The 24752-nt window shown below is 71.4% G+C and carries 26 protein-coding genes and 1 pseudogene; 12 read left to right on the top strand and 15 right to left on the bottom strand.

What is annotated here, in order from left to right; genetic code table 11:
* Positions 1-49: 49 nt before the first annotated feature.
* The 4 genes from ACIOHP_RS40930 to ACIOHP_RS40945 are packed head-to-tail and all read left to right on the top strand — an operon-like array spanning position 50 to position 3382.
* Positions 50-874: an alpha/beta hydrolase gene (locus ACIOHP_RS40930; RefSeq protein WP_361549966.1), complete on the top strand. Its 825-nt coding sequence runs from the start codon at positions 50-52 to the stop codon at positions 872-874.
* A 22-nt stretch (positions 875-896) separates the two neighbouring features.
* The gene (locus ACIOHP_RS40935; protein ID WP_401895447.1) at positions 897-1721 is read left to right on the top strand and encodes an alpha/beta fold hydrolase; all 825 of its coding nucleotides are present in this window, start codon (positions 897-899) and stop codon (positions 1719-1721) included.
* A gap of 29 nt (positions 1722-1750) precedes the next feature.
* Positions 1751-2548: an alpha/beta hydrolase gene (locus ACIOHP_RS40940; RefSeq protein ID WP_401895448.1), complete on the top strand. Its 798-nt coding sequence runs from the start codon at positions 1751-1753 to the stop codon at positions 2546-2548.
* 57 nt (positions 2549-2605) lie between these two features.
* The gene (locus ACIOHP_RS40945) at positions 2606-3382 is read left to right on the top strand and encodes an MBL fold metallo-hydrolase (RefSeq protein ID WP_401895450.1); all 777 of its coding nucleotides are present in this window, start codon (positions 2606-2608) and stop codon (positions 3380-3382) included.
* Here the strand turns inward: ACIOHP_RS40945 and ACIOHP_RS40950 are convergent.
* Positions 3372-3887 (bottom strand): flavoprotein, encoded by a 516-nt coding sequence (locus tag ACIOHP_RS40950; protein WP_401895453.1) that lies wholly within the window; start codon positions 3885-3887, stop codon positions 3372-3374. The two genes, ACIOHP_RS40945 and ACIOHP_RS40950, sit on opposite strands and share 11 nt — an antisense overlap.
* 9 nt (positions 3888-3896) lie before the next feature.
* A complete protein-coding gene (locus ACIOHP_RS40955; RefSeq protein ID WP_401895456.1) occupies positions 3897-4355 on the bottom strand; it encodes a nuclear transport factor 2 family protein in 459 nt (152 codons plus the stop codon).
* A 95-nt stretch (positions 4356-4450) separates the two neighbouring features.
* On the opposite strand from ACIOHP_RS40955, the gene ACIOHP_RS40960 reads away from it, so the two are divergent.
* Positions 4451-5008: a TetR/AcrR family transcriptional regulator gene (locus tag ACIOHP_RS40960; RefSeq protein ID WP_401895459.1), complete on the top strand. Its 558-nt coding sequence runs from the start codon at positions 4451-4453 to the stop codon at positions 5006-5008.
* A gap of 35 nt (positions 5009-5043) precedes the next feature.
* On the opposite strand, the gene ACIOHP_RS40965 is transcribed toward ACIOHP_RS40960, so the two are convergent.
* Together ACIOHP_RS40965 and ACIOHP_RS40970 are read right to left on the bottom strand one after the other, a co-directional pair.
* Positions 5044-5235 carry a ferredoxin gene (locus ACIOHP_RS40965; protein WP_401895461.1) on the bottom strand — a complete coding sequence of 64 codons (192 nt, stop codon included), beginning with the start codon at positions 5233-5235 and terminating at the stop codon, positions 5044-5046.
* A 12-nt stretch (positions 5236-5247) separates the two neighbouring features.
* Positions 5248-6435, bottom strand: a complete 1188-nt coding sequence (locus ACIOHP_RS40970; protein WP_401895463.1) for a cytochrome P450 — start codon at positions 6433-6435, stop codon at positions 5248-5250.
* Between the two features lie 270 nt (positions 6436-6705).
* On the opposite strand from ACIOHP_RS40970, the gene ACIOHP_RS40975 reads away from it, so the two are divergent.
* Positions 6706-7335 (top strand): LysE family transporter, encoded by a 630-nt coding sequence (locus ACIOHP_RS40975; protein ID WP_401895465.1) that lies wholly within the window; start codon positions 6706-6708, stop codon positions 7333-7335.
* Positions 7336-7338: 3 nt separating this feature from the next.
* On the opposite strand, the gene ACIOHP_RS40980 is transcribed toward ACIOHP_RS40975, so the two are convergent.
* Positions 7339-7776: a nuclear transport factor 2 family protein gene (locus ACIOHP_RS40980; protein ID WP_401895467.1), complete on the bottom strand. Its 438-nt coding sequence runs from the start codon at positions 7774-7776 to the stop codon at positions 7339-7341.
* A 185-nt stretch (positions 7777-7961) separates the two neighbouring features.
* Here ACIOHP_RS40980 and ACIOHP_RS40985 point away from each other — a divergent pair, with 185 nt between their 5' ends.
* Entirely contained in the window at positions 7962-8411 is a 450-nt protein-coding gene (locus ACIOHP_RS40985) for a nitroreductase family deazaflavin-dependent oxidoreductase (RefSeq protein WP_401895469.1), read from the top strand.
* A gap of 77 nt (positions 8412-8488) precedes the next feature.
* On the opposite strand, the gene ACIOHP_RS40990 is transcribed toward ACIOHP_RS40985, so the two are convergent.
* Positions 8489-9469 (bottom strand): cation diffusion facilitator family transporter, encoded by a 981-nt coding sequence (locus tag ACIOHP_RS40990; protein WP_361549944.1) that lies wholly within the window; start codon positions 9467-9469, stop codon positions 8489-8491.
* 85 nt (positions 9470-9554) lie between these two features.
* On the opposite strand from ACIOHP_RS40990, the gene ACIOHP_RS40995 reads away from it, so the two are divergent.
* Positions 9555-10547 (top strand): glutathione S-transferase family protein, encoded by a 993-nt coding sequence (locus ACIOHP_RS40995; protein ID WP_401895471.1) that lies wholly within the window; start codon positions 9555-9557, stop codon positions 10545-10547.
* A gap of 24 nt (positions 10548-10571) precedes the next feature.
* Entirely contained in the window at positions 10572-10874 is a 303-nt protein-coding gene (locus ACIOHP_RS41000) for a DUF4235 domain-containing protein (RefSeq protein WP_361549940.1), read from the top strand.
* Between the two features lie 2 nt (positions 10875-10876).
* On the opposite strand, the gene ACIOHP_RS41005 is transcribed toward ACIOHP_RS41000, so the two are convergent.
* The 3 genes and pseudogenes from ACIOHP_RS41005 to ACIOHP_RS41015 all read right to left on the bottom strand — a co-directional run.
* Positions 10877-11269 (bottom strand): VOC family protein, encoded by a 393-nt coding sequence (locus ACIOHP_RS41005; RefSeq protein ID WP_401895474.1) that lies wholly within the window; start codon positions 11267-11269, stop codon positions 10877-10879.
* Between the two features lie 79 nt (positions 11270-11348).
* Positions 11349-11813 carry a pyridoxamine 5'-phosphate oxidase family protein gene (locus tag ACIOHP_RS41010; RefSeq protein ID WP_361550084.1) on the bottom strand — a complete coding sequence of 155 codons (465 nt, stop codon included), beginning with the start codon at positions 11811-11813 and terminating at the stop codon, positions 11349-11351.
* Positions 11814-11888: 75 nt separating this feature from the next.
* Positions 11889-12587: pseudogene (locus tag ACIOHP_RS41015) on the bottom strand (TetR/AcrR family transcriptional regulator); the annotation flags it as partial.
* A gap of 137 nt (positions 12588-12724) precedes the next feature.
* Between ACIOHP_RS41015 and ACIOHP_RS41020 the strand changes: the two are divergent.
* The 3 genes from ACIOHP_RS41020 to ACIOHP_RS41030 all read left to right on the top strand — a co-directional run bounded on the left by ACIOHP_RS41020 (position 12725) and on the right by ACIOHP_RS41030 (position 17885).
* Positions 12725-14224 carry an APC family permease gene (locus ACIOHP_RS41020; protein WP_401895476.1) on the top strand — a complete coding sequence of 500 codons (1500 nt, stop codon included), beginning with the start codon at positions 12725-12727 and terminating at the stop codon, positions 14222-14224.
* A 136-nt stretch (positions 14225-14360) separates the two neighbouring features.
* Positions 14361-16001 carry an amidohydrolase gene (locus ACIOHP_RS41025; protein ID WP_401895478.1) on the top strand — a complete coding sequence of 547 codons (1641 nt, stop codon included), beginning with the start codon at positions 14361-14363 and terminating at the stop codon, positions 15999-16001.
* A 180-nt stretch (positions 16002-16181) separates the two neighbouring features.
* Positions 16182-17885: a hypothetical protein gene (locus tag ACIOHP_RS41030; RefSeq protein WP_401895480.1), complete on the top strand. Its 1704-nt coding sequence runs from the start codon at positions 16182-16184 to the stop codon at positions 17883-17885.
* Between the two features lie 75 nt (positions 17886-17960).
* Here ACIOHP_RS41030 and ACIOHP_RS41035 read toward each other — a convergent pair whose 3' ends face one another.
* The 6 genes from ACIOHP_RS41035 to helR all read right to left on the bottom strand — a co-directional run bounded on the left by ACIOHP_RS41035 (position 17961) and on the right by helR (position 24712).
* Positions 17961-19211, bottom strand: coding sequence for a cytochrome P450 (locus ACIOHP_RS41035; RefSeq protein ID WP_401895482.1), 1251 nt, complete (start codon positions 19209-19211; stop codon positions 17961-17963).
* Positions 19208-19813 (bottom strand): GTP-binding protein, encoded by a 606-nt coding sequence (locus ACIOHP_RS41040; RefSeq protein ID WP_401895484.1) that lies wholly within the window; start codon positions 19811-19813, stop codon positions 19208-19210. Before ACIOHP_RS41040 ends, ACIOHP_RS41035 begins: the two co-directional genes overlap by 4 nt.
* Complete coding sequence (locus ACIOHP_RS41045) at positions 19794-20165, bottom strand: DUF742 domain-containing protein (protein ID WP_361549926.1); 372 nt, start codon at positions 20163-20165, stop codon at positions 19794-19796. Before ACIOHP_RS41045 ends, ACIOHP_RS41040 begins: the two co-directional genes overlap by 20 nt.
* Positions 20162-20581 (bottom strand): roadblock/LC7 domain-containing protein, encoded by a 420-nt coding sequence (locus ACIOHP_RS41050; RefSeq protein ID WP_046256912.1) that lies wholly within the window; start codon positions 20579-20581, stop codon positions 20162-20164. Before ACIOHP_RS41050 ends, ACIOHP_RS41045 begins: the two co-directional genes overlap by 4 nt.
* Positions 20578-22239, bottom strand: a complete 1662-nt coding sequence (locus ACIOHP_RS41055; protein ID WP_401895485.1) for an ATP-binding protein — start codon at positions 22237-22239, stop codon at positions 20578-20580. The genes ACIOHP_RS41050 and ACIOHP_RS41055 overlap by 4 nt, the downstream gene beginning before the upstream one ends.
* A gap of 307 nt (positions 22240-22546) precedes the next feature.
* The gene (gene helR / locus ACIOHP_RS41060; protein ID WP_401895488.1) at positions 22547-24712 is read right to left on the bottom strand and encodes an RNA polymerase recycling motor ATPase HelR; all 2166 of its coding nucleotides are present in this window, start codon (positions 24710-24712) and stop codon (positions 22547-22549) included.
* Positions 24713-24752 lie beyond the last annotated feature (40 nt).

The raw sequence follows: 24752 nt of genomic DNA on the forward strand, positions 1-24752 counted from the left end.
GAACGAGGATCAGGGCGTCGGACAACGTCTCGCAGACGGGAGCGCTCCCATGCCGTACGTCACCGCAGCCGACGGGGCCGAGATCTTCTACAAGGACTGGGGCCTGGGCCGGCCCGTGGTGCTCAGCCACGGCTGGCCGCTGAACTCCGACAGCTGGGAGGCCCAACAGCTCTTCCTGGCTTCCCACGGGTTCCGTGTCATCGCCCACGACCGGCGCGGGCACGGCCGTTCCACCCAGACGTGGACCGGCAACGAGATGAACACCTACGCCGACGACCTCGCCACCCTGATCGACACGCTCGACCTTCGGGACGTGACCCTGGTCGGCTTCTCCACGGGTGGCGGCGAGGTCGCCCGCTACGTGGGCCGGCACGGCACCAGCCGTATCGCCCAGCTGGTGCTCGTCTCCGCCGTACCGCCGTTCATGCTCAGGACCGACGACAACCCCGGCGGCGTGCCGATCGAGGTGTTCGACGGGATCCGCGCCGGTTCGCTCGCCGACCGGTCTCAGCTGTACCGGGATCTGGCCGACGGACCGTTCTTCGGCAACAACCGGCCCGGCGCCGATGTCTCCCAGGGCGCTCGGGACGCCTTCTGGCGACAGGGACTCCAGGCCGGGCACCGGAACGCCTACGAGTGCGTCGCGGCCTTCTCCGCGACCGACTTCCGCCCCGACCTGGACGCGTTCGACGTACCGACGCTGGTGGTCCACGGCGACGACGACCAGGTCGTCCCCTTCGAGGTGGGCGGCAAGGCGTCGGCGGCGCGGATCAAGAACTCCACGCTGAAGGTCTACGCGGGCGCCCCGCACGGCATCACCGACACGCACAAGGACCAGCTGAACGCCGACCTGCTGGACTTCCTCAACTCCTGACCCCGGAAGGAATCCCCAAGGCATGGTCTCCGAAAGCCACTCCCGCCGTCGCGTCCTCGGCGGTCTCGTCGCGGCGGGCGGTGCGCTCACCGTCGGCACCGCGGCGACGCCCGCCTCGGCCGCCTCCGGCACCAGACCGACCGTCGTGCTCGTGCACGGCGTGTTCGCCGACGCGTCCGGCTGGAACGAGGTCAGTGCCCGTCTGCTCAAGGCGGGTTACGACGTCATCGCCCCGGCCAATCCGCTGCGTGACCTCGCCGGTGACGCGGCCTACGTCTCCAGCGTCGTCGCCACGTTCCCCGGCCCCGTCATCCTGGTCGGCCACTCCTACGGCGGCGAGGTCATCACCAACGCCGCGCTCGCCAACCCGAACGTCAAGGCACTCGTCTACGTGGCCGCGTTCGCCCCCGACAAGGGCGAGACCGCGCTGGACCTGGCGGGACAGTTCCCCGGCAGCCAGCTGCCGAGCGCGCTGGTCACCCGGCCCTACCCGATACCCGGCAGCAGCGATCCCGGCATCGACGGCTACATCGATCCGGCGAAGTTCCACGACGTCTTCGCCCAGGACCTGCCGCGCTCGCTGACCCGGGTGATGGCGGTCTCCCAACGCCCCGGCAGCATTGGCGGGTTGGGCTCCCCCAGCGGCGTACCGGCGTGGAAGTCCCTGCCGTCGTGGTACGTCGTCGCCGGCGCCGACCGGGTCATCCCGCCCGCCGTGCAGCGGTTCATGGCCGAGCGCGCCGGCAGCAGAGTCGTCGAGGTCAAGGGGGCTTCGCACGTCGTGATGATGTCGCGCCCGGACACCGTCGTCCGGCACATCGAGGCCGCGTACCGCGCCACCCGCTGACACCCTCTGACACCCGTGAAGGAGGCGCCATGAGCGCTCCGGACACCATCGTCCTCATCCACGGCTTCTGGGTCACCCCACGGAGCTGGGAGCAGTGGGCCGCCCACTACGAGAAGCGCGGCTACCGCGTACTCACCCCCGCCTACCCCGGCTTCGAGGCGGAGGTCGAGTCGCTCAACGCCGATCCGACACCGATCGAGAAGGTGACGGTCCCACAGATCATCGACAGTCTGGAGACCCTGGTCCGCGGCCTGGACCGGCCACCCGTTCTGATCGGCCACTCCGCCGGGGGCGTCTTCGTCCAGCTGCTGCTCGACCGGGGGTTCGGGGCGGCGGGGGTCGCCCTCAACTCGGCGCCCACGGAAGGCGTCGCGGTGGTGCCGCTGACCCAGATCAAGGCGGCGTTCCCCGTACTGAGGAACCCCGCCAACCGGCACCGCGCGGTCGGCCTGACCTTCGAACAGTGGCACTACGCCTTCACCAACACGTTCCCGGAGGAGGAGTCCCGCGCTCTGTACCAGCGCTACGCGGTCCCCGCGTCCGGGAGCATCTTCTGGGACAGCGCCCTGGCGACGCTGCGGCCGGGCCACCAGAGCACGTACGTGAACTACCGCAACGACGACCGCGCGCCCTTGTTGTTCGTCTCGGGCGAGCAGGACCATCTGATGCCGCCCAAGGTGCAGCAGTCCAACGCCAGGCACTACACATCGCACACGATCACCGAGGTCAGGGAGTTCGCGGGCCGCCCGCATCTGCTGCCCGCCGCAGCCGGCTGGGAGGAGGTCGCCGACTACGCCCTCGACTGGGCCGTGTCGCACACCGAATAGCCCACCGTCCGGGGCGGTTGTCGCATGCCGTCCCGGACCTCCGGAAGGGACCGTCGTATGACCGAGATCCGTATCACGCACATCGGCGGTCCGACCACATTGATCGAGGTCGACGGCCGGCGGCTGCTGACGGATCCGACGTTCGATCCGCCCGGTCGCCGCTACTCCTTCGGCTGGGGCACCTCCTCGCGCAAGACCGCGGGGCCGGCCGTACCGGCCGCCGAACTCCCGCCGCTGGACGCGGTGTTGCTCACGCATGACCATCACGCCGACAACCTGGACACGGCCGGACGCGCCCTGCTGCCTAGGGCGGACGTCGTGCTGACGACACCGTCCGGAGCCCGTCGGCTGGGCGGCAACGCCCGCGGACTCGACCCGTGGACGACGTGGCGCCTCCAGACACCGGGCCGCCCCACCATCGAGGTCACGGCCACCCCGGCCCGCCACGGCCCCCGCTTCTCCCGCCCCGTCGTCGGCGAGGTGACCGGCTTCGCGCTGAGCTGGCAGGGGCAGGAGCACGGCGCGCTGTGGATCTCGGGCGACACGGTCCTGTACGACGGGGTGCGCGAGGTCGCCCGCCGGCTGGACGTGGGGACCGCCCTGCTGCACCTGGGCGGTGTGCGTTTCCCGGTGACCGGACCGGTCCGCTACACGATGACCGCGGCCCGGGCGGTGGAGCTGTGCGGCCTGCTGCGCCCCCGCACCGTGCTGCCCGTCCACTACGAGGGCTGGTCGCACTTCCAGGAGGGCCGGCGGACCGCGGAGAAGCTGCTCGCCGAGGGCCCGCAGGTGCACTGGCTGCCCATCGGCACGCCTTGGCGGCTCACGGTCTGATCAGGTCCAGCGCCTGCTCCCACGGGAACTCGGCCCCCGGCTCCCCCGCGAAGGGCGGACCGAACCGCACGCCCATCCCCCGCAGCCGTATCAGGCTGTCCTGGTAGGCGGGATGGGCGGCCAACGCGTCGGCCACGCACGGCAGTACGGCGATGGGGACGCCGAGGCCCGACGCCTCGCACAGGGTGCCCACGGCGAGGGTGTCGCCCAGACCGGCCGCCCATTTGTTGACGGTGTTGAACGTGGCGGGCGCGACCACCACGGCGTCCGGTGGCGGGAAGGGGCGCGGGTCGGCGGGGCTGCGCCAGGCGGAGCGGATCGGACGGCCGGCCTGGGCCTCGACGGCGGCGGTGTCGAAAAAGCCGTTCATCGCGACGGGCGTGGCGATGACCCCGATCTCCCAGCCCTCTTCCTGGGCAGCGGTGATGAGTTCGCCGACGCCCGCGGCGATCCCGGCGGCGCAGACGACGACGTAGAGGAAGGATTTCCCGGCCTGTTCGGTCATCCGCCGACCCTACTGAAGCGGGAAGGTCTCCCCACGCTCGGTCTCGGGCCGCGGGCCGAGAACACGGCGTTCCTTCTCCTCGATCGGTACGTCGTTGATACTGGCCTCGCGCCGGGTCATCAGCCCGTGTTCGTCGAACTCCCAGAGCTCGTTGCCGTACGCGCGCCACCACTGGCCGTCGGCGTCCCGGCACTCGTACTGGAAGCGGACGGCGATGCGGTTGCCGTCGAAGGCCCACAGGTCCTTGCGCAGTGCGTAGTCCTGCTCTCGCGCCCACTTCGCGGTGAGGAACTCGACAATCTCCGCGCGGCCGGTGACGAAGGTGTCGCGGTTGCGCCACACCGAGTCCTCGGAGTACGCGAGCGCCACCTTGTGCGGGTCCCGGGTGTTCCAGGCGTCCTCGGCGGCCTGCACCTTCCGCGCCGCGCTCTCCCGGGTGAAGGGCGGCAGGGGTGGACGGTCGGTCATGTCATCCTCCGTGGCCAGAAAGGGAGAACGTGCGTTCTCCCGCTTGGCTGCTACCGTAAGAGAACGCACGTTCTCACGTCAAGGAGTGACCCAGAATGGACAGCGCGACCGCCCGGGAACAGGCACTGGACGCCGCCGAGGAGCTGTTCTACGGCCGGGGCATCCAGTCCGTCGGCATGGACGACATCCGCGGCGCGTCGGGCGTCTCGCTCAAGCGGCTGTACCAACTCTTCCCCGCGAAGGAACAGTTGGTGGAGGCCTACCTGGAACGCCGTGACGTGCGGTGGCGGGGGCGGCTCGCGCAGTACGTCGAGAGCGGCGAGGACCCCCGGGAGCGGATCCTCGCCGTCTTCGACTGGCTGGAGCGGTGGTTCGGGGAGGAGGGGTTCCGCGGGTGCGCGTGGATCAACTCCTACGGGGAACTGGGCGCGACGTCGAGCCGGGTGACGGCCCAGGTGCGGGCGCACAAAGGGGCGTTCCGCGCCTACCTCGCCGCTCTCGTGGCGGACGCGGGGCTCCCGGACGCCCTGGCCGGCCGGCTGTTCCTGCTGGCCGAGGGGGCGATGGTCACGGCCGGTATCACCCGGAGCACCGAGCCGGCCAGGGAGGCGCGGGAGGCGGCCCGGTCACTGATGGACCTCGCCCGGCCATGACGGCCGCCCCCGCAGGGATCCCCCGTTGCGGGTGATCAGCCGGACGTCTTGATGGCCCCGACGGGACAGGCCCTGGCCGCCTCGCGCACCATCGGGTCGCCGGCGCCGCCCTCCCGGCCGGGCAGCAGTTCGCTGAATCCGTCGTCGTCCTGGGTGAACACGCCCGGAGCGGCCAGGGCGCACTGGCCGGCCCCGATGCAGACGTCCTTGTCGATGTCGATGTGCATGGGCGGAGCCTCTTACCAGGTCACGGGGAGTTCCAGCATCCCCTGGATGGTGTCGCCGGGCTTGAAGGGGATCTCGTCCGCCGGAGCGGCCAGGCGCAGCGTGGGCAGCCGCTCCAGGAGGGTGCGCAGGGCGATCTCCATCTCCGCGCGGGCCAGGTTCTGCCCCAGGCACTGGTGGATGCCGAAGCCGAATCCGACGTGATGGCGGGCGGAACGGTGCCAGTCGAGGCTGTCCGGGGCGGGGTAGACGTTCTCGTCGCGGTTGATGACCGAGGTCGAGAACACCACGCCGTCGCCGGACCGGATCGTCGCCCCGGCGAGTTCGATGTCCTCGACCGCCATCCGCAGGAGTCCGTCCGCGATGGACAGCAGGCGCATCAACTCCTCCACGGCGGTGGGCAGGAGAGTCGCATCGGCCCGCAACTCGGCGAGCCGGTCGGGGTGTTGCAGGAGGGTGTAGGTACCGAGCGAGATCATGTTCGCGGTGGTCTCGTGCCCGGCGACCAGCAGGATCGTCGCCAGGGCGATCAGTTCCCCGCGGTCCACGGCGCCCTCGTGGACAAGTTCGTCCAGCACGCCGTCGCCGGGCTCGCGGTCCCGCCGCTTGCGGTCGATCAGCTCCTCGAAATACGCGTCCAGCCGGTCGCGCGCGTCCCGGGTGTCGGCGGCCGTCGGCCCGCGCAGCAGCCGGCGCGACTGCCCCTCGAAGAAGTCGTGATCGGCGTACGGGACACCGAGGAGGGCGCAGATCACCGTCGAGGGCACGGGCAGCGCGAAGGCGCTCACCAGTTCCGCCGGCGGCCCCTGTTCGATCATCACGTCGAGTCGCTCGTCCACGATCCGCTGGATCTGCGGGCGCAGTCCGGCGGCGCGTTTGAGCGTGAAGCTGGGGATCATCCTGCGGCGCTGGGCCTGGTGCTCGGGATCGTCGTAGCCCAGCAGCGCGGCCTTCCGGTCCTTGACCGCCGCGAAGCGTTCGGTGGGGGCCGGGAAGTCGGGGTGGGTGCGGTCGGTGGACAGCCGTCGGTCGGCGAGCAGGTCGCGGGCGAGTGCGTGTCCGGTCACCAGCCAGGCAGGACGGCCGTCGTAGAGCCGGATGCGGGTCAGTGGGCGGGAGGCGCGCAGCGGGGCGTAGGCGGCGGGCGGGTGGTAGGGGCAGGTCCGGTCCTGGGGGAAGGCGACGGGTTCCGTTTCCGTCATGGAAGACCTCGCAGACGAAGGATGCCTGTGCACGTACCCTCATTGGATGCCCCAGGCATCTAGTTGTGGGACGGCAAGTCCGGCCAGATCCCCCGGATGCGCGATCTGGCCGGGGATCGCCCTCGTAATTCGGTTGTCGCCGGCCCCCGGCCGCCCTCAGAATCCGGCCATGTCCACCTTCGATGTCCTTCTGCCGCTGACCGCCGCCGTTCGTCCGGTGCGGTTCCAGCAGCAGTCCGGCCGACCGTGGGGACCGACGCTTCCCACGTCGTGACCGCCGCGCTCGTCGCGGGGCTGCTCGCGGGCTACGGCATCGCCGTGCCCGTCGGCGCGGTCGCGACCTACCTCGTCTCCCTCACCGCCCGTACCTCGCTGCGCACCGGGGTCTGTGCCGCGCTCGGCGTCGCGACCGCCGACGGGCTGTACGCCCTGGTGGCCGCGCTGGGGGGCTCCGCCCTCGCCGCCGCCCTGCGTCCGGCGCTCGGGCCGCTGCGCTGGGCCTCCGCCCTGCTGCTGCTCGCGTTGGCGGTACGGGGTGCGGTCATCGCCGTACGGCAGTACCGCGGCCGTCGGCTCACCACCCGCACCGACCCGCCTCCCCCGACCCCCGCGCGGGCGTATCTGGCGCTGCTCGGGATCACCCTGCTCAACCCGACCACCGTGGTCTACTTCGCGGCCCTGGTCCTCGGCACCCGCACCACCGACCCGGTGCGCCCCCTGGAACAGGGTGTGTTCGTCGTGGCGGCCTTCCTCGCCTCCGCGAGCTGGCAGCTGCTGCTGGCCGGGGGCGGCGCACTGCTCGGCAGGGTGCTGACCGGCAGACGGGGGCGGCTGGTGACGGCCGTGGTGTCGAGCGGCGTGATCATGGGGCTGGCCGTGCGGATGATGCTGCCGTCGTGACCGTCACGGTGCGAAGGCGCGGGCGACGGCGAGGCTGTCCTCGTAGACGTGGTGGCGCACGATCAGTCCGTCCTCGACGGTCAGGTGCAGGGCGAACCTGGCGCGATAGGGACGCCCCGTCGCCCGGGCGGTCTGCCGGATCTCGCCGAGGACCACCGCGTCGGCGCCGTCGACGAGGATGCGCTCGATCTCGGTGGCCGCCTGACCCGGGAGGTGATGGGCCGCCAGTTCGCGGTAGTGGGCGGCGGCGTCCGCCCGGCTGGAGCGGGGCCGGATCCACGGGGTGGCGGGGCTGCCGTGCTCGTCCTGCGGCCAGTTCAGCTTCCAGTCGCCCCGGTCGGCGTAGAGCTCGGCGATCCGCTCCGGGTCGCCCGCGCCGATGCGCCGCAGCAGTTCCTCGGTCACGGCACGGGTCGTCGCGGTGGTGGCGGTGGTGGTCATCGCTGTTCCTCTCCTTCGGCCGGGTCTCACTGTGCCCGCGGGGACCGGCCGTGCGCGATTACCTCCGAGGTCATGAAGCCCGATCGAACCCGAACCTCCGGAACGGATGAATCCCCGGGGCTCCGGTGTTGAGGCACGATGGCAGTCAGCAAGCCGTAGGACACGACGACGATGGGACGGATGCCATGCCTCTCGAGGGCGAGTACGAACCCAGTCCTACCGGGTGGGTGCGCGACCAGGTGGAGCTGTACGAGGGCTCCGGCGGCACCAAGGGCACCACTCTGCAGAACACGGGGATGCCCGTCATCATCCTGACCACCCTGGGTGCCAGGAGCGGCAAGATCCGCAAGACTCCGCTGATGCGGGTCGAGCACGACGGGCGGTACGCCGCCGTCGCCTCACTGGGCGGGGCACCCAACCACCCGGTCTGGTACCACAACGTCAAGGCCGATCCCCGGGTGGAGCTCCAGGACGGGCCGGAGAAGCGGGACATGACCGCCCGCGAGGTCACCGGCGCCGAGAAGGCCGAGTGGTGGGAGCGCGCGGTGGCGGCCTATCCGCCGTACGCCGACTACCAGAAGAACACGGACCGGGAGATCCCGGTCTTCGTGCTCGAACCGGCCGCCACGGACTGATCCGGACGTGCGGCCCGCCCTCGAATAAAAATCTTGCGCGGGTACGCATGAAGCTCCACCCGCCGGGCACCTGAGCCTCAGGCCCCGCCGCGTTCCCCCGTCGCGGCGGGGCTTTCCCGTGCCTCCCGGGCGGGCCGGTCGGTGATGTCCAGGAAGATCTGGTCCGTCTCGGGGAAGGTGGCGGCGACCGACCGCTTGATACGGACGGCGACCTCCTCGACCCGTTCGCTGTCGAGGCCCGGCATCAGGTCGACCCGGGCGGCCACCAGGCAGGACTCCAGCCCCGTCTGCATCGTGAACAGCGCCTCCACGCTGTCGATCTCGGGCTGCGCGGCCAGCAGGGACCGGATCCGGTCGCTGGTCTGCGGGTCGGCGGCGGCGCCGATCAGCTGGTCGCGTGCGTCGCGGCCCAGCCGGTAGGCGACGAAGACGAGCAGCGCCCCGATCGCCAGCGACGCGGACGCCTCCCACACGACCTCCCCGGTGATCATGTGCAGGGCCATGCCCACCATGGCGAGAGTGACGCCGAGCACCGCCGTGCCGTCCTCGGCGATCACCGTGCGCAGGGCCGGGTCGCGCAGGCCGTCGCCGGCGCCCCCCTGCCGCTGCATCTGATACAGCGCCCGCACCAGGGAGGCGCCCTCGGCGAGGAGGGCGACCCCGAGCACGACCAGGCCCGCGACGTAGCCGCTGAGCTTCTCCTCGGCGCCGCCGCGCAGGGCCTCGATGCCCTGGAAGAAGGAGAAGCAGCCGCCCATGACGAAGATGCCGACGGCGGCGAGCAGCGACCAGAAGTAGCGCTCCTTGCCGTAGCCGAAGGGGTGGCGCCGGTCGGCGGGGCGGCGGCTGCGGCGCAGCGCGGCGAGGAGGAAGACCTCGTTGAGGCTGTCGGCCACGGAGTGGGCCGCCTCCGACAGCAGGGCCGGCGAGTGCGCGACCAGGCCGCCGACGGCCTTGGCGACCGCGATCACCAGGTTGGCGAGCAGCGCGACCAGGACGGTGACCCGTGTCCGCCGGTCGGCCTTGGTTTCGGAGTTTTCGGTGGATGTCCCGCTCACCTTCGCCGACTGCCCCCGGCAGGGCGGCTCACACGCCGAAATCTGGGAACGCGGTGGGGAGAGTGCCCGCAAGGCAGGAGGCAGCATGAGCGGCAACCGCGCGTACGGCAACAAGACGTTCAAGCGGTCCAAGGCCCATTTCACCGATCGCGTCACCGCGGACGGCCGCGACGGATGGCCCGTGGAGGCGGGCCGCTACCGGCTGGTCGTCAGCCGGGCCTGTCCGTGGGCGAGCCGGTCCCTGGTGTCGCGGCGGCTGCTCGGCCTGGAGAACGCCCTGTCACTGGCCGTCGCGGACCCGATCCAGGACGACCGCAGCTGGCGCTTCACCCTCGATCCGGACGACCGCGACCCGGTCCTCGGCATCCGCTTCCTGAGCGAGGCCTACGACCGGCGCGAGCCCGGCCACCCCGGCGGGGTGAGCGTGCCCGCGCTCGTGGACGTGCCGAGCGGCAAGCTGGTCACCAACGACTACCAGCAGATCACCCTGGACCTCGCCACCGAGTGGACGGCCCTGCACCGGGACGGCGCCCCGGACCTGTACCCGAGGGCGCTGCGCGACGAGATCGACAGCGTGATGGCGGACGTCTACGAGGACGTCAACAACGGTGTGTACCGGGCGGGCTTCGCCACGGAACAGGAGGAGTACGAGGAAGCCTGCGCGGGCGTCTTCAGGCGCCTGGAGCTGCTGACGCCGCGGCTGGCCCGGCAGCGCTATCTGGTCTGCGACACGATCACCGAGGCGGACATCCGGCTGTTCACCACGCTGGTCCGCTTCGACGCCGTCTACCACGGTCATTTCAAGTGCAACCGCTGGAAGCTGACGGAGAACCAGGTGCTGTGGGGTTACGTCCGCGACCTCTACCAGACGCCGGGCTTCGGTGACACGGTCGATTTCGACCACATCAAACGGCACTACTACCAGGTGCACTCCGGGATCAACCCGACCGGCATCGTGCCGCTCGGCCCGGACACGGAGGGCTGGCTGACCGCGCACCACCGCGAGGAGCTGGGCGGCCGGCCGTTCGGCGACGGGACACCGCCGGACCCGGTGCCGGACGACACTGACCGGCACTGACCGACACGAACACAGGAGACATACATGGCCAAGAAGAAGAAGTTGAAGCTCCCCCTCTTCTACAAGCCCGTCGGGTTCGCGCTGGGCTGGTCGAGCGGTGCGCTGGCGGGCCTCGCCTTCCAGAAGACGTGGAAGGCGATACGGCACGAGGACGACGCACCCGACGCGCTGGACCGGGATCGCGGCTGGGGGGAGATCCTGCTGGCCGCGGCCGTCCAGGGAGCCATCTTCGCGGTGGTGCGCAGCGCGGTGGACCGCGGTGGCGCGAAGGCCATCGAGCGGTCCACCGGCGTATGGCCGGCCGACGACAAGGGCGGCCGGGACTGACGTCAGCCTTGTTTGGGCGCCGTCGGCGGGACACAGCGCAGAGTGAAGGAGTGTCCCGCCGGGTCGGCGTAGCCGCGTTCCTCGTGCGGGCCGGAGGCGTCCTTCGTCTCCAGGGGCCGCCCGCCGAGCCCGACGATCCTGCGCTCGGCCTCGTCCAGGTCCTCGACGACGAAGTCGATGTGGGCCTGGAGGGAGTTCTCGGGGCGCGGCCAGCTCGGCGGCGTCGCGTTCATGTCCCGGCGGAACGCCAGCCGGGTCCCGCCGGCGCCCAGGATCTCCACGCGGTTGGCGCTCTCGTGGGTCTCCTCGGCCTCCAGCAGCTCCTTGTAGAACTCGGCGAGCTTCTCCGGCTCGGCGCAGTCGAGCACCACGAGGCCTGCTTTGACCAGTGCCATGTCTCCTCCGAACGGTTCGGGGCGCGGAACGTTCCTGTCCCGCCGCCCTCCACCTCACGGATATCCCGAACCGTCAGGTTCAGTCGGCGACCAGCCACTTGCCGTCCCGCATCAGCTCGCGTCCGGCGAGCTCGTTGGCCTCGCGCCAGGCCTGCACCCGGGTCGGCAGGACCCTGAAGTACAGGTAGGGCGTGGCGAGTTCACGCGGCTCGAAGCCGGTGGCGGCCGCGAAGCGGTCGGCTTCCTCGTCGCCCAGCTCGGCGGCGGTGAACGTCTCGACCGTGCCCTCGATCATCACGACGTCCCGGGTCGGCCCGAGGCCGAGGCGGGTCCTGCCGGTCGCCTTCAGGTTCCGGCCGGTGGGACTGGTGGCCGGGGTGGCCAGGAGCAGGGTCGAGCCGTCCCAGCGGAAGGACAGCGGCACGAGGAACGGCACTCCCCCGTCGGCGTCCGCGGTGGCGACCCACACGTCCTCGTCGTGCTCCAGGCGGTTAAGAGTGTCCTGCTTGCGCTGCTCGGCGGGGCGTGCGGGCGGGTTGGTCATGGGTGAACGCTCTCCTGTCGGGGCGGTGTTGACGGACGTACCCAGTGTGACCCGAGGGGCCTCGCGCTGGTCGCCGATCTCCGCGAGTCGGGCCGCCGCCGCGCTCAGCAGCATGTCCAGGGCCGCCGGGTAGGAGCTGCGCGGCATGTCGGTCACGAGGTGGCGGGCGGTCGCGGCGATGTGCGGGTGGGTGTCGGCGGGCAGCTTGGCGTACGTCGTCCGCCACACGGTCGCCTCCGCGTCCCGGGCCGGCTTCGGCAGCGCGGTGCTCGCCGAGTCGAGGGCGGCGAAGGCGAGGGCCTGGTCGACGAAGGCGTGGTAGATCCGCACCGCGTCGGCGTCGGGGAAGCCCGCGTCGCGCAGCACGCCGAGGATGGTCTCGACGGCCTGGATCTCGTGAGCGCGGCCGGTGACCCGGTGCGAGCTGAGCACCGCCGCGCGGGGGTGGGCGAGCGCGCCCGCGTGCATGCGCAGGCCGAGGTCGCGCAGGTCGGCGCGCCAGTCGCCGGTGGGGCGCCAGATGCGCAGGGTCCGGCCGATGAGTTCGTCGGCGACGGCCAGCATCAGGTCGTCGGTGTGCCGGAAGTAGCGGTACAGCGAGCTGGGGTCCGCGCCGAGGGCGTGCCCGAGGCGGCGCACCGAGAGGGCGTCGGCGCCGTGCTCCTCGATCAGCCTGAGCGCCGTCTCGACGATCAGCTCCTCGGACAGGACGACGCCCTGTTTGGTGGGGCGCCTGCGCCGCCGGGCGGCGGGCGGGACGACGCGGTCACTCATGGGTGCCTCCGTGGGCCGTGGTCGCCGGCTCGTGGCCGCACCTTATGACAACACCGTTGACCTGTTAACCCCCGGGACAGTTTCATATCGGCTCACCGGGGCCTGTCAGGCCCCCCGCTGCGAGCGGAGAACCGGCCATGCCCGACCACGCCCCCTCCACAGGGCCCACCCTGCGCAAGTCCCTCGGCGTCCTCGACGGCGTCGCCATCGCCGCCTCCAGCACGGCCGCGACCACCAGCATCGGCATCGGGCTCGGTGTCACGGCCGGGGTCGTCGGACTGCATCTGCCGGCGATCATGCTGCTGGCGTTCCTGCCGGTCCTCGGCATCGCCGGCGCCTACTCCCGGCTCAACCGCGTCGAGCCCAACGCGGGCAACGGCTATGTGTGGGTGGGCCGTTCACTCAGCCCCTGGCTCGGCTTCATGGTCGGCTGGGTGAACATCGTGGCCACGGTGGCCTTCCTCGCCTACACCACCGCCGTCACCGGCTCGGCACTGATCCAGTTGGCGGGCGAGGCCGGACTGCACCGGCTGGGCGGCCTCGCACTGGACCCGGGGTCGACGGCGCAGACGACCGCGCTGGGCGTGTTCGTCCTGGTCGCGGTCACACTGACCGCCGTCACAGGGGTGCGGACCGCGGCCCGGCTGCAGGGCGGACTGCTGGTCTTCGAGTACGTCGTCCTGCTGGGCTTCTGCGGATACGGCATCGTCACCGGCCCGCACCCCTTCAGCCTGAGCTGGTTCGACCCGTTCGCGATCCCGTCGGCGACGGCGCTGGCACAGGGCATGCTGCTGTCGGTGTTCTGCTACTGGGGCTTCGAGAGCGCGTTCAGCGTGTCGGAGGAGGTGCGCGACCCGCGGGACGCGTCCCGCGCCGGACTCACCACCCTGGTGACCATGCTGGTGCTCTTCCTGCTCGGTTCGGTCGCGTTCCAACGGGTGCTGTCCGAAGAGGAGTTGGCGGGGCACGGGGCCGAGGGGCTGGCGTACTTCGGCGACCGGCTCGCCTCGCAGCCGCTGGCCGCGCTGCCCCTGGTGGCGCTCATGTTCTCGGCGGTGGCCTCGCTCCAGGCCGGTGTGATCCCGACGGCTCGGGGGATGTTCGCGATGAGCCGGGACCGCACCCTCGGCCCGGTGTGGTCCAAGGTCAGCTCCCGGTACGGGACCCCGGCCGCCGGGACCGTGCTGATCGGCGCCCTGGCGGCGGGGGTCGCGGCCCTCGCCCTGGTCATCCCGCGGCTCGCGGACATGATCATGGCGACGGTGAGCGCGGTCGGCATCGTGGTCGCCCTGTCGTACGCCCTGACTGCCCTCGCGGCGGCGGTCCGCTTCCGCTCACTGCTGCGCGAGGACTGGAGACAGGGCGTCCGGGCCGTGGTGCTGCCCACCCTGAGCGCACTGGCCCTGCTCGGCCTCGGCGGCTATCTCGGCTGGTCCTTCTACACCTCCACCGACCACTTCGAACTCAGCGCGGACAACGGCTGGTTCCTGCTCAGCACTCCCCTGGCGATGATCGCGTCGGGCTTCGTGGCCGCCGCGTGGGCCAGGTGGGTGCGGCGCTCGCCGTACTTCCGTACGGGCTCAGGTACGGATGCGGACGCGCCGCAGCTGCTCAGCACTTCGCTGGAGGCGCGGTGACTCGTCCGCGGGCGAGTGGGGGCTTGTCGCGCCCACACGGCGGAGCCGCATATCGATACAGCCCCGCGCCCCTGAAAGGGACGCTGCCGTACCCGGCACGCTCAGCCACACCCAACCGACCTCACAGGAACGGATCATGTACGCAGACCTCCTCTTCACCGGCGGCCCCGTCCTCACGCCCGAGGGCCGCACCGCGACCGCCGTGGCCGTCACCGGCGACCGCATCACCGCCGTAGGACACGACGAGGTCCTGGATCTCAGGGGGCCCCGGACCGAAGTGGTCGATCTGGCGGGGCGGTTGCTGCTGCCCGGCTTCCAGGACGCGCACATCCACCCGGTCCCGGCCGGTCTCGAGCTCACCCAGTGCGACCTGACCCGGGCCAAGACGGCGAAGGAGACCGTCGCCGCCGTGCGCGCGTACGCCGCCGCCCATCCGGAGCGCGAGTGGATCACCGGCGGCGGCTGGTCGATGGAGGCCTTCGAGGGCGGTACGCCGACGAAGGAACTGCTGGACGCCGTCGTCCCCGACCGGCCGGTCTATCTGCCCAACCGGGACCATCACGGCGCCTGGGTCAACAGCCGCGCCCTCGAACTCGCCGGCATCACGCGGCACACGCCCGACCCCGCCGACGGACGGATCGAGCGGGACGCCTCGGGCTCCGGCGAGCCGAGCGGCACGCTCCAGGAAGGCGCCATGCAGCTCGTCGGGCGCCTCACTCCCAAGGCCACACCGGCCGACCGGCTCGCCGCCCTGCTGCACGCCCAGCGCCATCTGCACTCCCTTGGCATCACGGCCTGGCAGGACGCCCTCGTCGGAACCTTCCTCGGCATGGACGACCCCTCCGACGCGTATCTGACGGCCGCCCGGGACGGCTCGCTCACCGCGCGTGTCGTCGGCTCCCTGTGGTGGGACCGCGAGCGCGGGGCCGAGCAGATCCCCGAACTCGTGGAGCTGCGGGCCGCGTTGAGCCACGGCCGGTTCCGGGCGGGCACGGTCAAGCTGATGCTGGACGGGGTCGCCGAGACCGGGACGGCCGCGCTGCTCGACCCGTATCTGGACAGGTGCGGCTGCGCCACCGCCAACCGGGGCACGAGCTTCATCGATCCCGCACAACTGCCCAAGTACGTCACCGAGTTGGACGCGCTCGGCTTCCAGTGCCACTTTCACGCCCTGGGCGACCGGGCCGTACGCGACGCCCTGGACGCGATCGAGGCCGCCCGCACCGCCAACGGACCGAGCGACACCCGCCCCCATCTGGCGCACCTTCAGGTCGTGCACCCCGACGACGTGCCGCGTTTCGCCCGGCTCGGCGCCACCGCCAACATCCAGCCCCTGTGGGCGGCCCACGAACCCCAGATGGACGAACTCACCATTCCCTTCCTGGGTCCCGAACGGGCCGCGTGGCAGTACCCGTTCGGCGCGCTGCTCCGCTCCGGCGCCCGGCTCGCGGCGGGCAGCGACTGGCCGGTCAGCAGCCCCGATCCGCTGGAGGGGATCCATGTCGCGGTCAACCGCGTGGCCCCCGACGGCGAGGGCGCCCGGGTGTTCCTGCCCGCCGAACGCATCAGCCTCACCGAGGCGTTGACCGCCTACACCGCGGGCTCGGCGTATGTGAACCACCTCGACGAATCCGGCCAGGTGCGCGTGGGGGCGCTGGCGGACCTGGTGGTCCTGGACCGGGACCCGTTCGATCGTCCGCTTGAGGAGATCGCGGGGACGAGGGTGGCGCTCACCTATGTGGGAGGGGTGGGAGTGTACGCAGCTCAAGAGGCCTGAGCAGTAACGGAGATCACGGCCGGGGCATGCCGTAGATCATTTACTCTCTGGGGAGTCTCGTTCCGCTTTTCGGTTCAACTTCCGTACCGGGAGGCGCAGTTCGAGCGCGTGGGCGGTTCCCCTGCCGCCCGCGTCCGCAGGGGCGGGGGGCTCTGCGCGCCGTCTCCCGAAAGGAACCGCATGCCTCAGGACGTCACCCTCGGCCTCCCCTTCGACACCCCCGCCCAGGGCCGGTCCGCGGAGGCGGGCGACATCCTGGCCCGTCTCTTGGCGAAGCGGGTCAAGGGGAGCACGGAACAGTCCCGAAAGTCCCAGAACGCCGCCCGGCAGCGGCTGGGGGCCCTCGGGTCCCGCCACCGGGGCACCACCCTCCATCTGGAGGGAGCCCTCCAGCAGGCGCAGCCCGCGTTCCTCCCGCCCGACGAGGAGGGACACGCCCGGCTGAGGCGCCTCGACACCGGCCTGCGCGTGATCGAAGCAGCCTTCCCCCAGGTCGGCACCGACATCGAGCTCTGCCGACTGACCTGCGCGATGCTGGAAGGGGCCTGGCGGAGCCGGGCGCTCACCCCGCCGCGCGAGGAGGAGCGGACGACCGTCTGCACCTGCCCGCTGTGCCGTCGAATACCCACGCCCCCCGCACGCACCCTGGACGACTACCGCTGGCGGCAGAGCGCCGGTCGTCCCCTCACCGTGAAGACCTGGCCACACCGCCGGGAACTCGACAGCGTCCTGACCGGTGGCTGGTCCTGGACCCGGCAGTTGAACGACCTCGAACGAGACCTCGGCCACCGCCACCGCTTCGAGGACGACATCCTCGTCTTCCACGAGTACAAACGCGTGATCGACACCATCGACACGACCCGCCTCACCCGACACGTCGAAGGCCGCTTGGCCGAGAACTTCAGCACCAACAGCGCACGAGCCCTGGTCAGCGGGCTGTTCTCGGCCCACAAACGATCCGTCGACGAGTACTGGCTCCAGCAGCACGCCTCGGGCCGCGTCACGCTCCCCCAGACCAACCCGCTCAGCCAGAGCGCCTACTCGGTCCTGCAGATGCTGGACTGCCTGTTCTGGCACGTCGCACCCGACACCGAGCTCTGGCAGGAGGAGAACCTCGCCTCCCTGCTGCTGTGCCGCGTCATCGACGACATGACCGACGTACGGGCCGACGCCCTCACCGGCGAGATCAGCAACTTCTGGCTCGCCGACATGCCCACCCACACCAAGGCCCTCTACGCCGCCTGCGCCATAGCCCTCGTCAAGTACGGCTGCATGCCCGAGGCGCACGAACCGATGTGGAACACCTGGCTGATGACCACCACCATCGTCTGGATGGGGCTCACCGGCCGCCACGCCCTGTGGTTCGACGGCATCACCCAGGGCCTCCCCCCGGTCGAGGCGTGCCCCCTGTGCGACCTCCAGCCCAACGCGTGCACCGGCATCCTCACCGACGGCACCACCCTCACCATGGCCCCGCGGCCCACCGCGCCGGCACTGAGCACGCGGACCGCCGAGCTCTCCGCACGCTGCCGAGACCGGTACCCCGGGACCTGGCCCCTCTTCGACGCCGAGCTCCATGCCTTCGAAGCACTGCACGGCCCCTGGTACGGCGACATCGACAGCACCTGGGAGATCTTGCGCCGCACCTACATCGCCGCCGTGGAGGCGTCCAGAGCCACACCGTCCCCGGCCCGCGCCCGTGAAGTCCAGCAGGACTCCGGCGTGGTCGGATCGGAGAGGTTCCACACCCTGCACGACCCCCGGACCGGGAGGGAGGACACCACGCTGCTCGCCTACATGTTCGCAGGCGCCCACCCGCATTTCCTCTGGAACGCCACCGGGTACCGTCCCACCGGCGTCGAGGGGGACTGGCTCGACGGCTGACGCCTCGGTCCTGTTCCTCCAGACGCGGCACTGCCCGGCCGGATGCCGGCCGGGCAGCGGTCCCCCCGGCGCGGCCTAGACGGCGAACTCGACCGGCAGACTGTCCAGCCGGAACTCCCACGTGGAGGCGGTCGAGCTGAGTTCCTCCGGCGCCACGGCCAGGCTCAGGCCCGTCAGCCGGTGCAGCAGGACGTTCACACCGACCTCGATGATGGACTGGCCGATGCTCTGCCCGGGGCACTCGTGCGGACCGGCGCTGAAGGCCAGGTGCGACTGGTTGCCCTGGACCGCCACACCCTCGTCGGGCCGGATCTCCGGGTCGGCGTTGCCCGGCGCGAGGCCGAGGAGGAGCAGGTCGCCCTCCTGGATGCCGTGCCCGCCGAGCTCCAGCTCACTGGTGGCGAACCGCCCCGGCAGGACGGCCAGCGGCGGGCTGTTCCACATGACCTCCTCCACCACGGCGGACACGTTCAGCTGACCGCTGATCAGCCCGGACAGCCGCGCCGTGTCCGTCAGGACCAGCTGCAGCACCCGGGCCAGCAGGTTGCTGGTCGTGGTGTGGGCGGCGATCAGCACCAGCCGCAGATGGCTGACGACCTCGTCCTCGTCCAGCGCCGCCGGGTGCTCCAGCAGGGCGCTGGTGAAGTCCGCGCCCGGTTCGGACCGCTTGCGCCGGGCGAGTTCGCCCAGGATCTGCATGATGCGCTCGTTGTGCACGAGGGCGCCCTCGCCGCCCTTGAAGACCTGGGCGCACGACTCGATCAGGCGGAGCCCGTCCGCCTTGGGCAGGCCCAGGATCCGGGTGAGCACGAGCATGGGCAGGTGCTCGGCGTAGTCGGCCACCAGGTCGGCGTGCCCGGCGTCGGCGAACATGTCGATCTGCCGGTGCGCGAAGTACGTGGCGTGCCGCCGGATGCCGCGGCTCGAGGCGGCCAGCAGTCCGTCGGTGACCGCGCCGCGCAGCCTGCGGTGCGGCTCTCCGTCCTGGGAGACACAGTCGGGCCGCCAGCCCAGCATCGGCACCAGCGGCGAGGTCTCCGCTATCCGGCCCTCCCGCCAGTCCCGCCAGATGCGGGCGTCCCGGCTGAACTGACGAGGGTTGTCCAACACCCGCCGGTTGTCGCGGTAGCCGAGCACCAGCCAGGCGGGGACGTCGCCCTCCAGCAGCACCGGTGCGACGGAGCCGTGCTCCTTGCGCAGCCGCTCGTAGACGGCCGGCGGGTCGGTGGCCGCGTCCGGACCGTACAGCCGCGTGAGTTCTGCCCCGCCGTGCGCGACGGGGCACCCGCGGGGCGCCTCGGGATCGGGTGGAGTCTGCTCGTTCATCGGGGCTCCAGGGCGACGGCGAAGCGGTCCTTCACATGACGTATCAGGGCGACCAGGACGTCACGGCTGGAGGCCCGGTCCCGGGCGTCGCAGGCCACGACCGGGATGTGCGGGGGGATGTCCAGGGCGTCCCGGATCTCCTCGACCGGATAATGCCGGGAGTCCGGGAAGATGTTCAGGGCGACGACGAAGGGGACGTTCTGCCGCTCCATCTCCTCGATCGCCCGGAAGCTGGAGGCCAGGCGCCGGGTGTCGACCAGGACGACGGCGCCGAGCGCTCCCTTGAACAGGCCGTTCCACAGGAACCAGAACCGCTCCTGGCCCGGAGTGCCGAACAGGTACAGCATCAGGCCGTCGTTGAGGCGGATCTTGCCGAAGTCCAGGCTGACGGTGGTCTCCGTCTTGTCGGCGACCCCGATGAGGCGGTCGTCGCCGGCGCTGGCCTCGGTGAGGGTCTCCTCGGTGGTCAGCGGCCTGATGTCGCTCACCGAGCCGACCAGCGTGGTCTTCCCGGTGCCGAATCCACCGGCGATCATCACCTTGACCGAGCGGGTCTCCCCGTCGTCCGGCCGGCCGAGCCGGTCAAAGCCGTTCAAGTCCACTGAGTACCTCCTCAAGGAGCGCGAGGTCGGGCCCGCGACGGGCGTCGTGCGCCGGGACGGGGTCACGGGCTTCCACGCGGTCCGCCTCGAGCAGGTCCGTCAGCAGCACCGCGAGAATGTTGAAGGGCAGTCCCAGGTGGGCGCCGAGTTCCGCCACCGACAGCGGCTCGCGGCAGCGCCGGAGGATCTCCTCGTGTTCGTGCTGGAGCCCCGGAACAGGGGCGGTGCGGGAGACGATGAGGGTCGCCACATCGAGGCTCGACGCCGAACCGGCCGGCCCGCTGCGTCCCCCGGTGAGGACGTAGTAACGCTCGAGACCGGACGGGTCCGTGGGCCCGGAACGAGCACTCATCCAGAGTGCTCCTCCAGGCGCGGAGAGGTGCCGAGGAGCTCGCCCATCCTGCGGGCCAGGTCCCTCATCTGGTGCCCGAGCAGGCCCTGGTCGAGGCCTTCACGGGCGAGCACACCGAGATACGTCTCCACCCCCGCACGGACGACGAAGAGGTGGCCGCCGTCGACCTCGATCATCGCCAGCCGCAACTGTCCCCGCTGTCCGCCGGGCCGGACGAACTGCTCCGCGACCGGCTGGGCCAGCGCCTGCAGACCCGCCACCACCGCTGCGAAACGGTCCACGTCGTCGGGGTCCTCGGCGCCGAAGGAGGTGATGGCCTTGCCGTCGCTGGAGGCCACGAGGGCGAAGCGGATCTCCGGGATGGACTCCACGAGGTCCCGGAGCGCCCAGCTCACGTCGGTTCCCTGTTGCGTCATGTGGACTTGTCGCTCTCTTCAGTGCGGTGCTCGGTGGACTCGCGGCCGTCGGGCCGGCCGGCCGCCTCCTGGGACTCGCGTCCGGCGGTGGCGAACGCGGCAAGGCCGGCGAACGACGCGTCCGGAGGGACGGCGAAGGCGCTCGCCCCCGTGGTCGCCCCGGTCCGCTCGGCCGCCTGCTGCCGCTCTTCCTCACCGCGCCTGCTGCGGCGCCGGGGCAGTCCGCCCGGTGTGCTGTCCGCCGCTTCCTCGGCCGGTGCCTGCGGGGCCGCTGCCCTGGCGGGGGCGGTGGCGGCGGGCTGCGCCACCGGTGTCGCCGCGGGCAGCGGGCTGAAGTACTTGTGCGGGACCACCACGACCACCGAGGTGCCGAGCCAGGGCGAGTCGGTGAAGGTGACGCGGATGCCGTAGCGGCGGGCCAGGATGCCGACGACCCTGAGGCCGATGGTGGCGTCCTCGGTGATGCCGCCGAGACCCGGTCCGGCCCCGGTGCCGGTCAGTGCCTGTTCGGCCTCGAGCTTCTTCTGCTCGCTCAGGCCCTTGCCGGAGTCCTGGATCTCGATGCCGACGCCGTTGGGCACCTCCTTGCCGGAGACGATCACCGGCTCGGTGGGCGGCGAGTAGCGGGCCGCGTTGTCCAACAGGTGCGCGAAGATCAGCGTGAGGTGGTCCACCAGACCGCCGTCGACGCCGAGTTCGGGCAGATGGCGTACGTCGACCCGCTGGAACTCCTTGATCCGGCCGATGCCGCCGCGGACCACGCTGAGCAGCCGCTGGGGCTCCTGCCACTGCCGGCCGGGCCGGTCCGAGCCGCCCAGCACACCGATACTGGCGGCGAGACAGTCGGCGGGGCCGATCTCCTGGTCGAGCTCCATCAGACCGCGTGCCACGGAGGGCAGTCGGCCGTGCTCGCCCTGCATCTCGTGCAGACGGCCACGGAGCTTGCTGGTCAGCACATGGATACGGTTGCCGATGCTGATCACGGCCTGCTCGGCGGAGGTCGAGCGGTCGAACTCCCGCTCGACACCGATCAGCGAGGTCCTGAGGACCTTGCGCAGCTCGGCCTGGAGCTCGGCGCTCACCTTGGCGCACTGTTCGGTGGCCGGGAGCAGATCGTCGATGGCGTCGCCTGCCCGCAACTGCACGAGCGCCTGAGGGAGTTGCTCGTCGGCGAGCCGGGCGACCGCGGACAGCTGGTGCGCCAGCCGCTCCTCCCAGATCTCGGCCCGGTCGGCGAGCTGGGACTCGTACGAGGCCGCCTGGTCGGTCAGCCGCTGCTCATAGGCGCGCGCCTGGTCGGCGAGCTGGGACTCGTAGGCGGCGGACCGCTCGGCCAGCCGGTGGTCCTGGGCGGTGTACTCGGCGGCGAACTTCCGCTCCAGGGCGGCCACATGCTGCTGCCACTGCTGGGAGTGCTCGGCCTGCGAGGTGCGGAAGGATCCCTCGGCGCGCCGCAACTCCTTGCGGGTGCGGACCAGGAGCCGGACGCACACGGAGCTCGCAGCCGTCGCGGCGGCCCCGGCGACGGCAGCGGTGACGCCCTCCGAGCTCATGAACGTGGCGGCAACCGTCCCGCCTCCCAAGGCCAGCGGCATCAGCCACCAGCCGTACCAGGCGACAGGGGCCCGCGCCGCCGGTGGCGGAGTGGCGAGTTCCATCTGCATCCTTCGAAGCAACACAATCGAACAACGGGGGGGTGTGCAAGGGGAATCGCACTGAGTGGGACGCGTCGCGTGACGACCGATGGTGAGCGGGTCAACTCGCGGCGTCAGAGGGGAGCTTATCGGGTTTGGACCCGAAAAGATCAACCTCACGACCCGGGCGGAAGTGAGGGTTCCGTCACGCTCAGCCAGCAACCACACATCGACAAATGCCCATACTGACCAGCACAGTTGTGAGAACGGAGGTGGACCGGCGGCAGCCGCGCCCTCCGGACGAGGACGCGGCTGCGGCTGCGGCTGCGGGTCAGCCGGTGAGCACGACGAGCTGCTGGGTGGCGCGGGTCATCGCGACGTAGTGGTCGACCGCTCCCTCGACGCCTTCGCCGAACTTCTCCGGGTCGACCAGGACGACCAGGTCGAACTCGAGCCCCTTCGACAGCTCCGGGGTCAGCGACCGCACCCTCGACGTCGCGCGGAACGCGGGGTCCCCGATGACACAGGCGATGCCGTCGGCGTGCGCGGCGAGCCAGGTGTCCAGGACCGACTCCAGCTCCGTGACCGCTCCGTGGACGACCGGGACACCGCTGCTGCGGATGGAGGTCGGCACGTTGGCGTCCGGGAGCGCGGCCCGGATGACCGGCTCGGCCTCCGCCATGATCTCCTCCGGCGTCCGGTAGTTGATGCTCAGGGAGGCCATCTCGATCCGATCGAGCCCGACCCGCTTCAGCCGTTCCTGCCACGACTCCGTGAAGCCGTGCCTGGCCTGCGCGCGGTCCCCGACGATGGTGAAGCTCCGCGACGGGCACCGCAGCAGCAGCATCTGCCACTCGGCGTCGGTCAGCTCCTGGGCCTCGTCCACGACGATGTGCGCGAACGGGCCCGCGAGCAGGTCCGGGTCGGCGATGGCCAGTTCGGACTCGTCGACCAGGCTGACCTGGGCGTCCTCGCCGCGCAACATCTTCACCAGGCCTTCGCCGTCGTCCCCGTCGGCGCCCGAGTTGGAGACGGCCTCGATCAGGCTGTCGACGACCCGCGTCATCTGCTCCCGCTGGACGGCGAGGGCGGCCTTGTGCCGGACCTGGCGCCGGGCCGTCTCCGGGTCGCCGAGCCGCTGCCGGGCCGCGTCCAGGAGCGGCAGGTCGGACACCGTCCAGGCCTGGGCCTCCGCGCGCTGGAGCGTGCGCACCTCGTCGGGGGTGAGCCAGGGGGCACACATCCGCAGGTAGGCGGGTACCGTCCACAGGTCTCCGACGAGGTCGGTCGCTTCGAGCAGCGGCCAGGCGCGGTCGAAGGCGGTGCGCAGTTCCCTGTTCTGCCGCAGCGACTTGCGCAGCAGGTCGGGTGACACGTCGCCCTCGTGCTTGTCCATCAGGATGGTGAGCAGTTCCTCCCAGACCTGGTCGCGCGCCTCGTTGTGCGCGGTGCCGGGTTCCGCCGCGTCGAACGCCACCGCCCACTCGTCGGCGCTGAGCGGGATGTCGGACCAGTGGGTGGTGACCGTCATCCCCTTGGCGGGCGGCTCCTCGTAGAACCTGACGGCCTTCTCGATCGCCCCGACCAGCGCCGCGGACGACTTCAGCCGGGCCACCTCCGGGTCGGCCTCGATCCCCGCAGCGGCTCCTTCGGCGACGAGGTCCCGCAGGATGCAGGTCTGCACGCCCTCCTCGCCGAGGCTGGGCAGGACGTCCGAGACGTACGACAGATACGGCCGGTGTGGGCCGACGAAGAGCACGCCGCCGCGACGGTGACCGAGGCGGGGGTCGGAGTGGAGGAGGTAGGCGGAGCGGTGCAGGGCGACGACGGTCTTGCCGGTGCCCGGACCGCCGTCGACGACGAGCGCGCCGCGCGATCCCGCGCGGATGATGGCGTCCTGGTCGGCCTGGATGGTGCCCAGGACGTCCCGCATCCGCGGCGAGCGGTTGCTGCCCAGGCTGGCGATGAAGGCGGACTGGTCGTCGAGCGCGGCGTGGTGCTCCAGCCCGTCGGCCGTGAAGACCTCGTCCCAGTAGTCGCTGATCCGGCCGCCGGTCCAGCGGTACCTGCGGCGGCTGGTCAGCCCCATCGGGTTGCCGTGGGTGGCGCCGAAGAACGGCTCGGCGGCGGGCGAGCGCCAGTCGACCAGCAGTCGGCGGCCGGAGCTGTCGGTGAGGCCGAGCCGTCCGACGTAGAGGGGCTCGGGGTCGTCGGCGGAGACCATGTGGCCCAGGCACAGGTCGAGCCCGAACCGGCGCAGGGTGCGCAGGCGGGCGGTCAGCCGGTGGATTTCCGTGTCCCGGTCCATCGCGTGCCGGCCCATGCCGCCGGGTGCCCTGCGCGCGGCGTCGAGTTGCCCGGACACCTCGGCGATGGACTGCTCGAGGCACTCGGCGAGGGCCGCGAAGTGCTGCTCGTCGCCGGCGATCAGCGCCGGGTCGGCCTTGGACGAGAGACGGTCGGGGAGGTCGAACGCGCTGGTGGGCAGGGTGTTCAAGTAATCAGCTCCGATATGAGGTCGCGTGCGGCCATGGCGC

The organism is Streptomyces sp. NPDC087859, from assembly GCF_044742595.1.
Taxonomy (GTDB): domain Bacteria; phylum Actinomycetota; class Actinomycetes; order Streptomycetales; family Streptomycetaceae; genus Streptomyces; species Streptomyces canus_F.

What these genes read in the sequence shown, in the direction of transcription:
- ACIOHP_RS40985 (WP_401895469.1), top strand. Translation starts at nt 7,962, where the DNA reads ATGCCTCTCGAGGGCGAGTACGAACCCAGTCCTACCGGGTGGGTGCGC.
- ACIOHP_RS40955 (WP_401895456.1), bottom strand. Translation starts at nt 4,355, where the DNA reads ATGACCGACCGTCCACCCCTGCCGCCCTTCACCCGGGAGAGCGCGGCG.
- ACIOHP_RS40950 (WP_401895453.1), bottom strand. Translation starts at nt 3,887, where the DNA reads ATGACCGAACAGGCCGGGAAATCCTTCCTCTACGTCGTCGTCTGCGCC.
- ACIOHP_RS40970 (WP_401895463.1), bottom strand. Translation starts at nt 6,435, where the DNA reads ATGACGGAAACGGAACCCGTCGCCTTCCCCCAGGACCGGACCTGCCCC.
- ACIOHP_RS40995 (WP_401895471.1), top strand. Translation starts at nt 9,555, where the DNA reads ATGAGCGGCAACCGCGCGTACGGCAACAAGACGTTCAAGCGGTCCAAG.
- ACIOHP_RS41035 (WP_401895482.1), bottom strand. Translation starts at nt 19,211, where the DNA reads ATGAACGAGCAGACTCCACCCGATCCCGAGGCGCCCCGCGGGTGCCCC.
- ACIOHP_RS40940 (WP_401895448.1), top strand. Translation starts at nt 1,751, where the DNA reads ATGAGCGCTCCGGACACCATCGTCCTCATCCACGGCTTCTGGGTCACC.
- ACIOHP_RS40965 (WP_401895461.1), bottom strand. Translation starts at nt 5,235, where the DNA reads ATGCACATCGACATCGACAAGGACGTCTGCATCGGGGCCGGCCAGTGC.
- ACIOHP_RS41055 (WP_401895485.1), bottom strand. Translation starts at nt 22,239, where the DNA reads ATGGAACTCGCCACTCCGCCACCGGCGGCGCGGGCCCCTGTCGCCTGG.
- ACIOHP_RS41005 (WP_401895474.1), bottom strand. Translation starts at nt 11,269, where the DNA reads ATGGCACTGGTCAAAGCAGGCCTCGTGGTGCTCGACTGCGCCGAGCCG.
- ACIOHP_RS41030 (WP_401895480.1), top strand. Translation starts at nt 16,182, where the DNA reads ATGCCTCAGGACGTCACCCTCGGCCTCCCCTTCGACACCCCCGCCCAG.
- ACIOHP_RS40960 (WP_401895459.1), top strand. Translation starts at nt 4,451, where the DNA reads ATGGACAGCGCGACCGCCCGGGAACAGGCACTGGACGCCGCCGAGGAG.
- ACIOHP_RS41025 (WP_401895478.1), top strand. Translation starts at nt 14,361, where the DNA reads ATGTACGCAGACCTCCTCTTCACCGGCGGCCCCGTCCTCACGCCCGAG.
- ACIOHP_RS41050 (WP_046256912.1), bottom strand. Translation starts at nt 20,581, where the DNA reads ATGACGCAACAGGGAACCGACGTGAGCTGGGCGCTCCGGGACCTCGTG.
- ACIOHP_RS41045 (WP_361549926.1), bottom strand. Translation starts at nt 20,165, where the DNA reads ATGAGTGCTCGTTCCGGGCCCACGGACCCGTCCGGTCTCGAGCGTTAC.
- ACIOHP_RS40935 (WP_401895447.1), top strand. Translation starts at nt 897, where the DNA reads ATGGTCTCCGAAAGCCACTCCCGCCGTCGCGTCCTCGGCGGTCTCGTC.
- ACIOHP_RS41010 (WP_361550084.1), bottom strand. Translation starts at nt 11,813, where the DNA reads ATGACCAACCCGCCCGCACGCCCCGCCGAGCAGCGCAAGCAGGACACT.
- ACIOHP_RS40945 (WP_401895450.1), top strand. Translation starts at nt 2,606, where the DNA reads ATGACCGAGATCCGTATCACGCACATCGGCGGTCCGACCACATTGATC.
- ACIOHP_RS41020 (WP_401895476.1), top strand. Translation starts at nt 12,725, where the DNA reads ATGCCCGACCACGCCCCCTCCACAGGGCCCACCCTGCGCAAGTCCCTC.
- ACIOHP_RS40980 (WP_401895467.1), bottom strand. Translation starts at nt 7,776, where the DNA reads ATGACCACCACCGCCACCACCGCGACGACCCGTGCCGTGACCGAGGAA.
- ACIOHP_RS41000 (WP_361549940.1), top strand. Translation starts at nt 10,572, where the DNA reads ATGGCCAAGAAGAAGAAGTTGAAGCTCCCCCTCTTCTACAAGCCCGTC.
- ACIOHP_RS40930 (WP_361549966.1), top strand. Translation starts at nt 50, where the DNA reads ATGCCGTACGTCACCGCAGCCGACGGGGCCGAGATCTTCTACAAGGAC.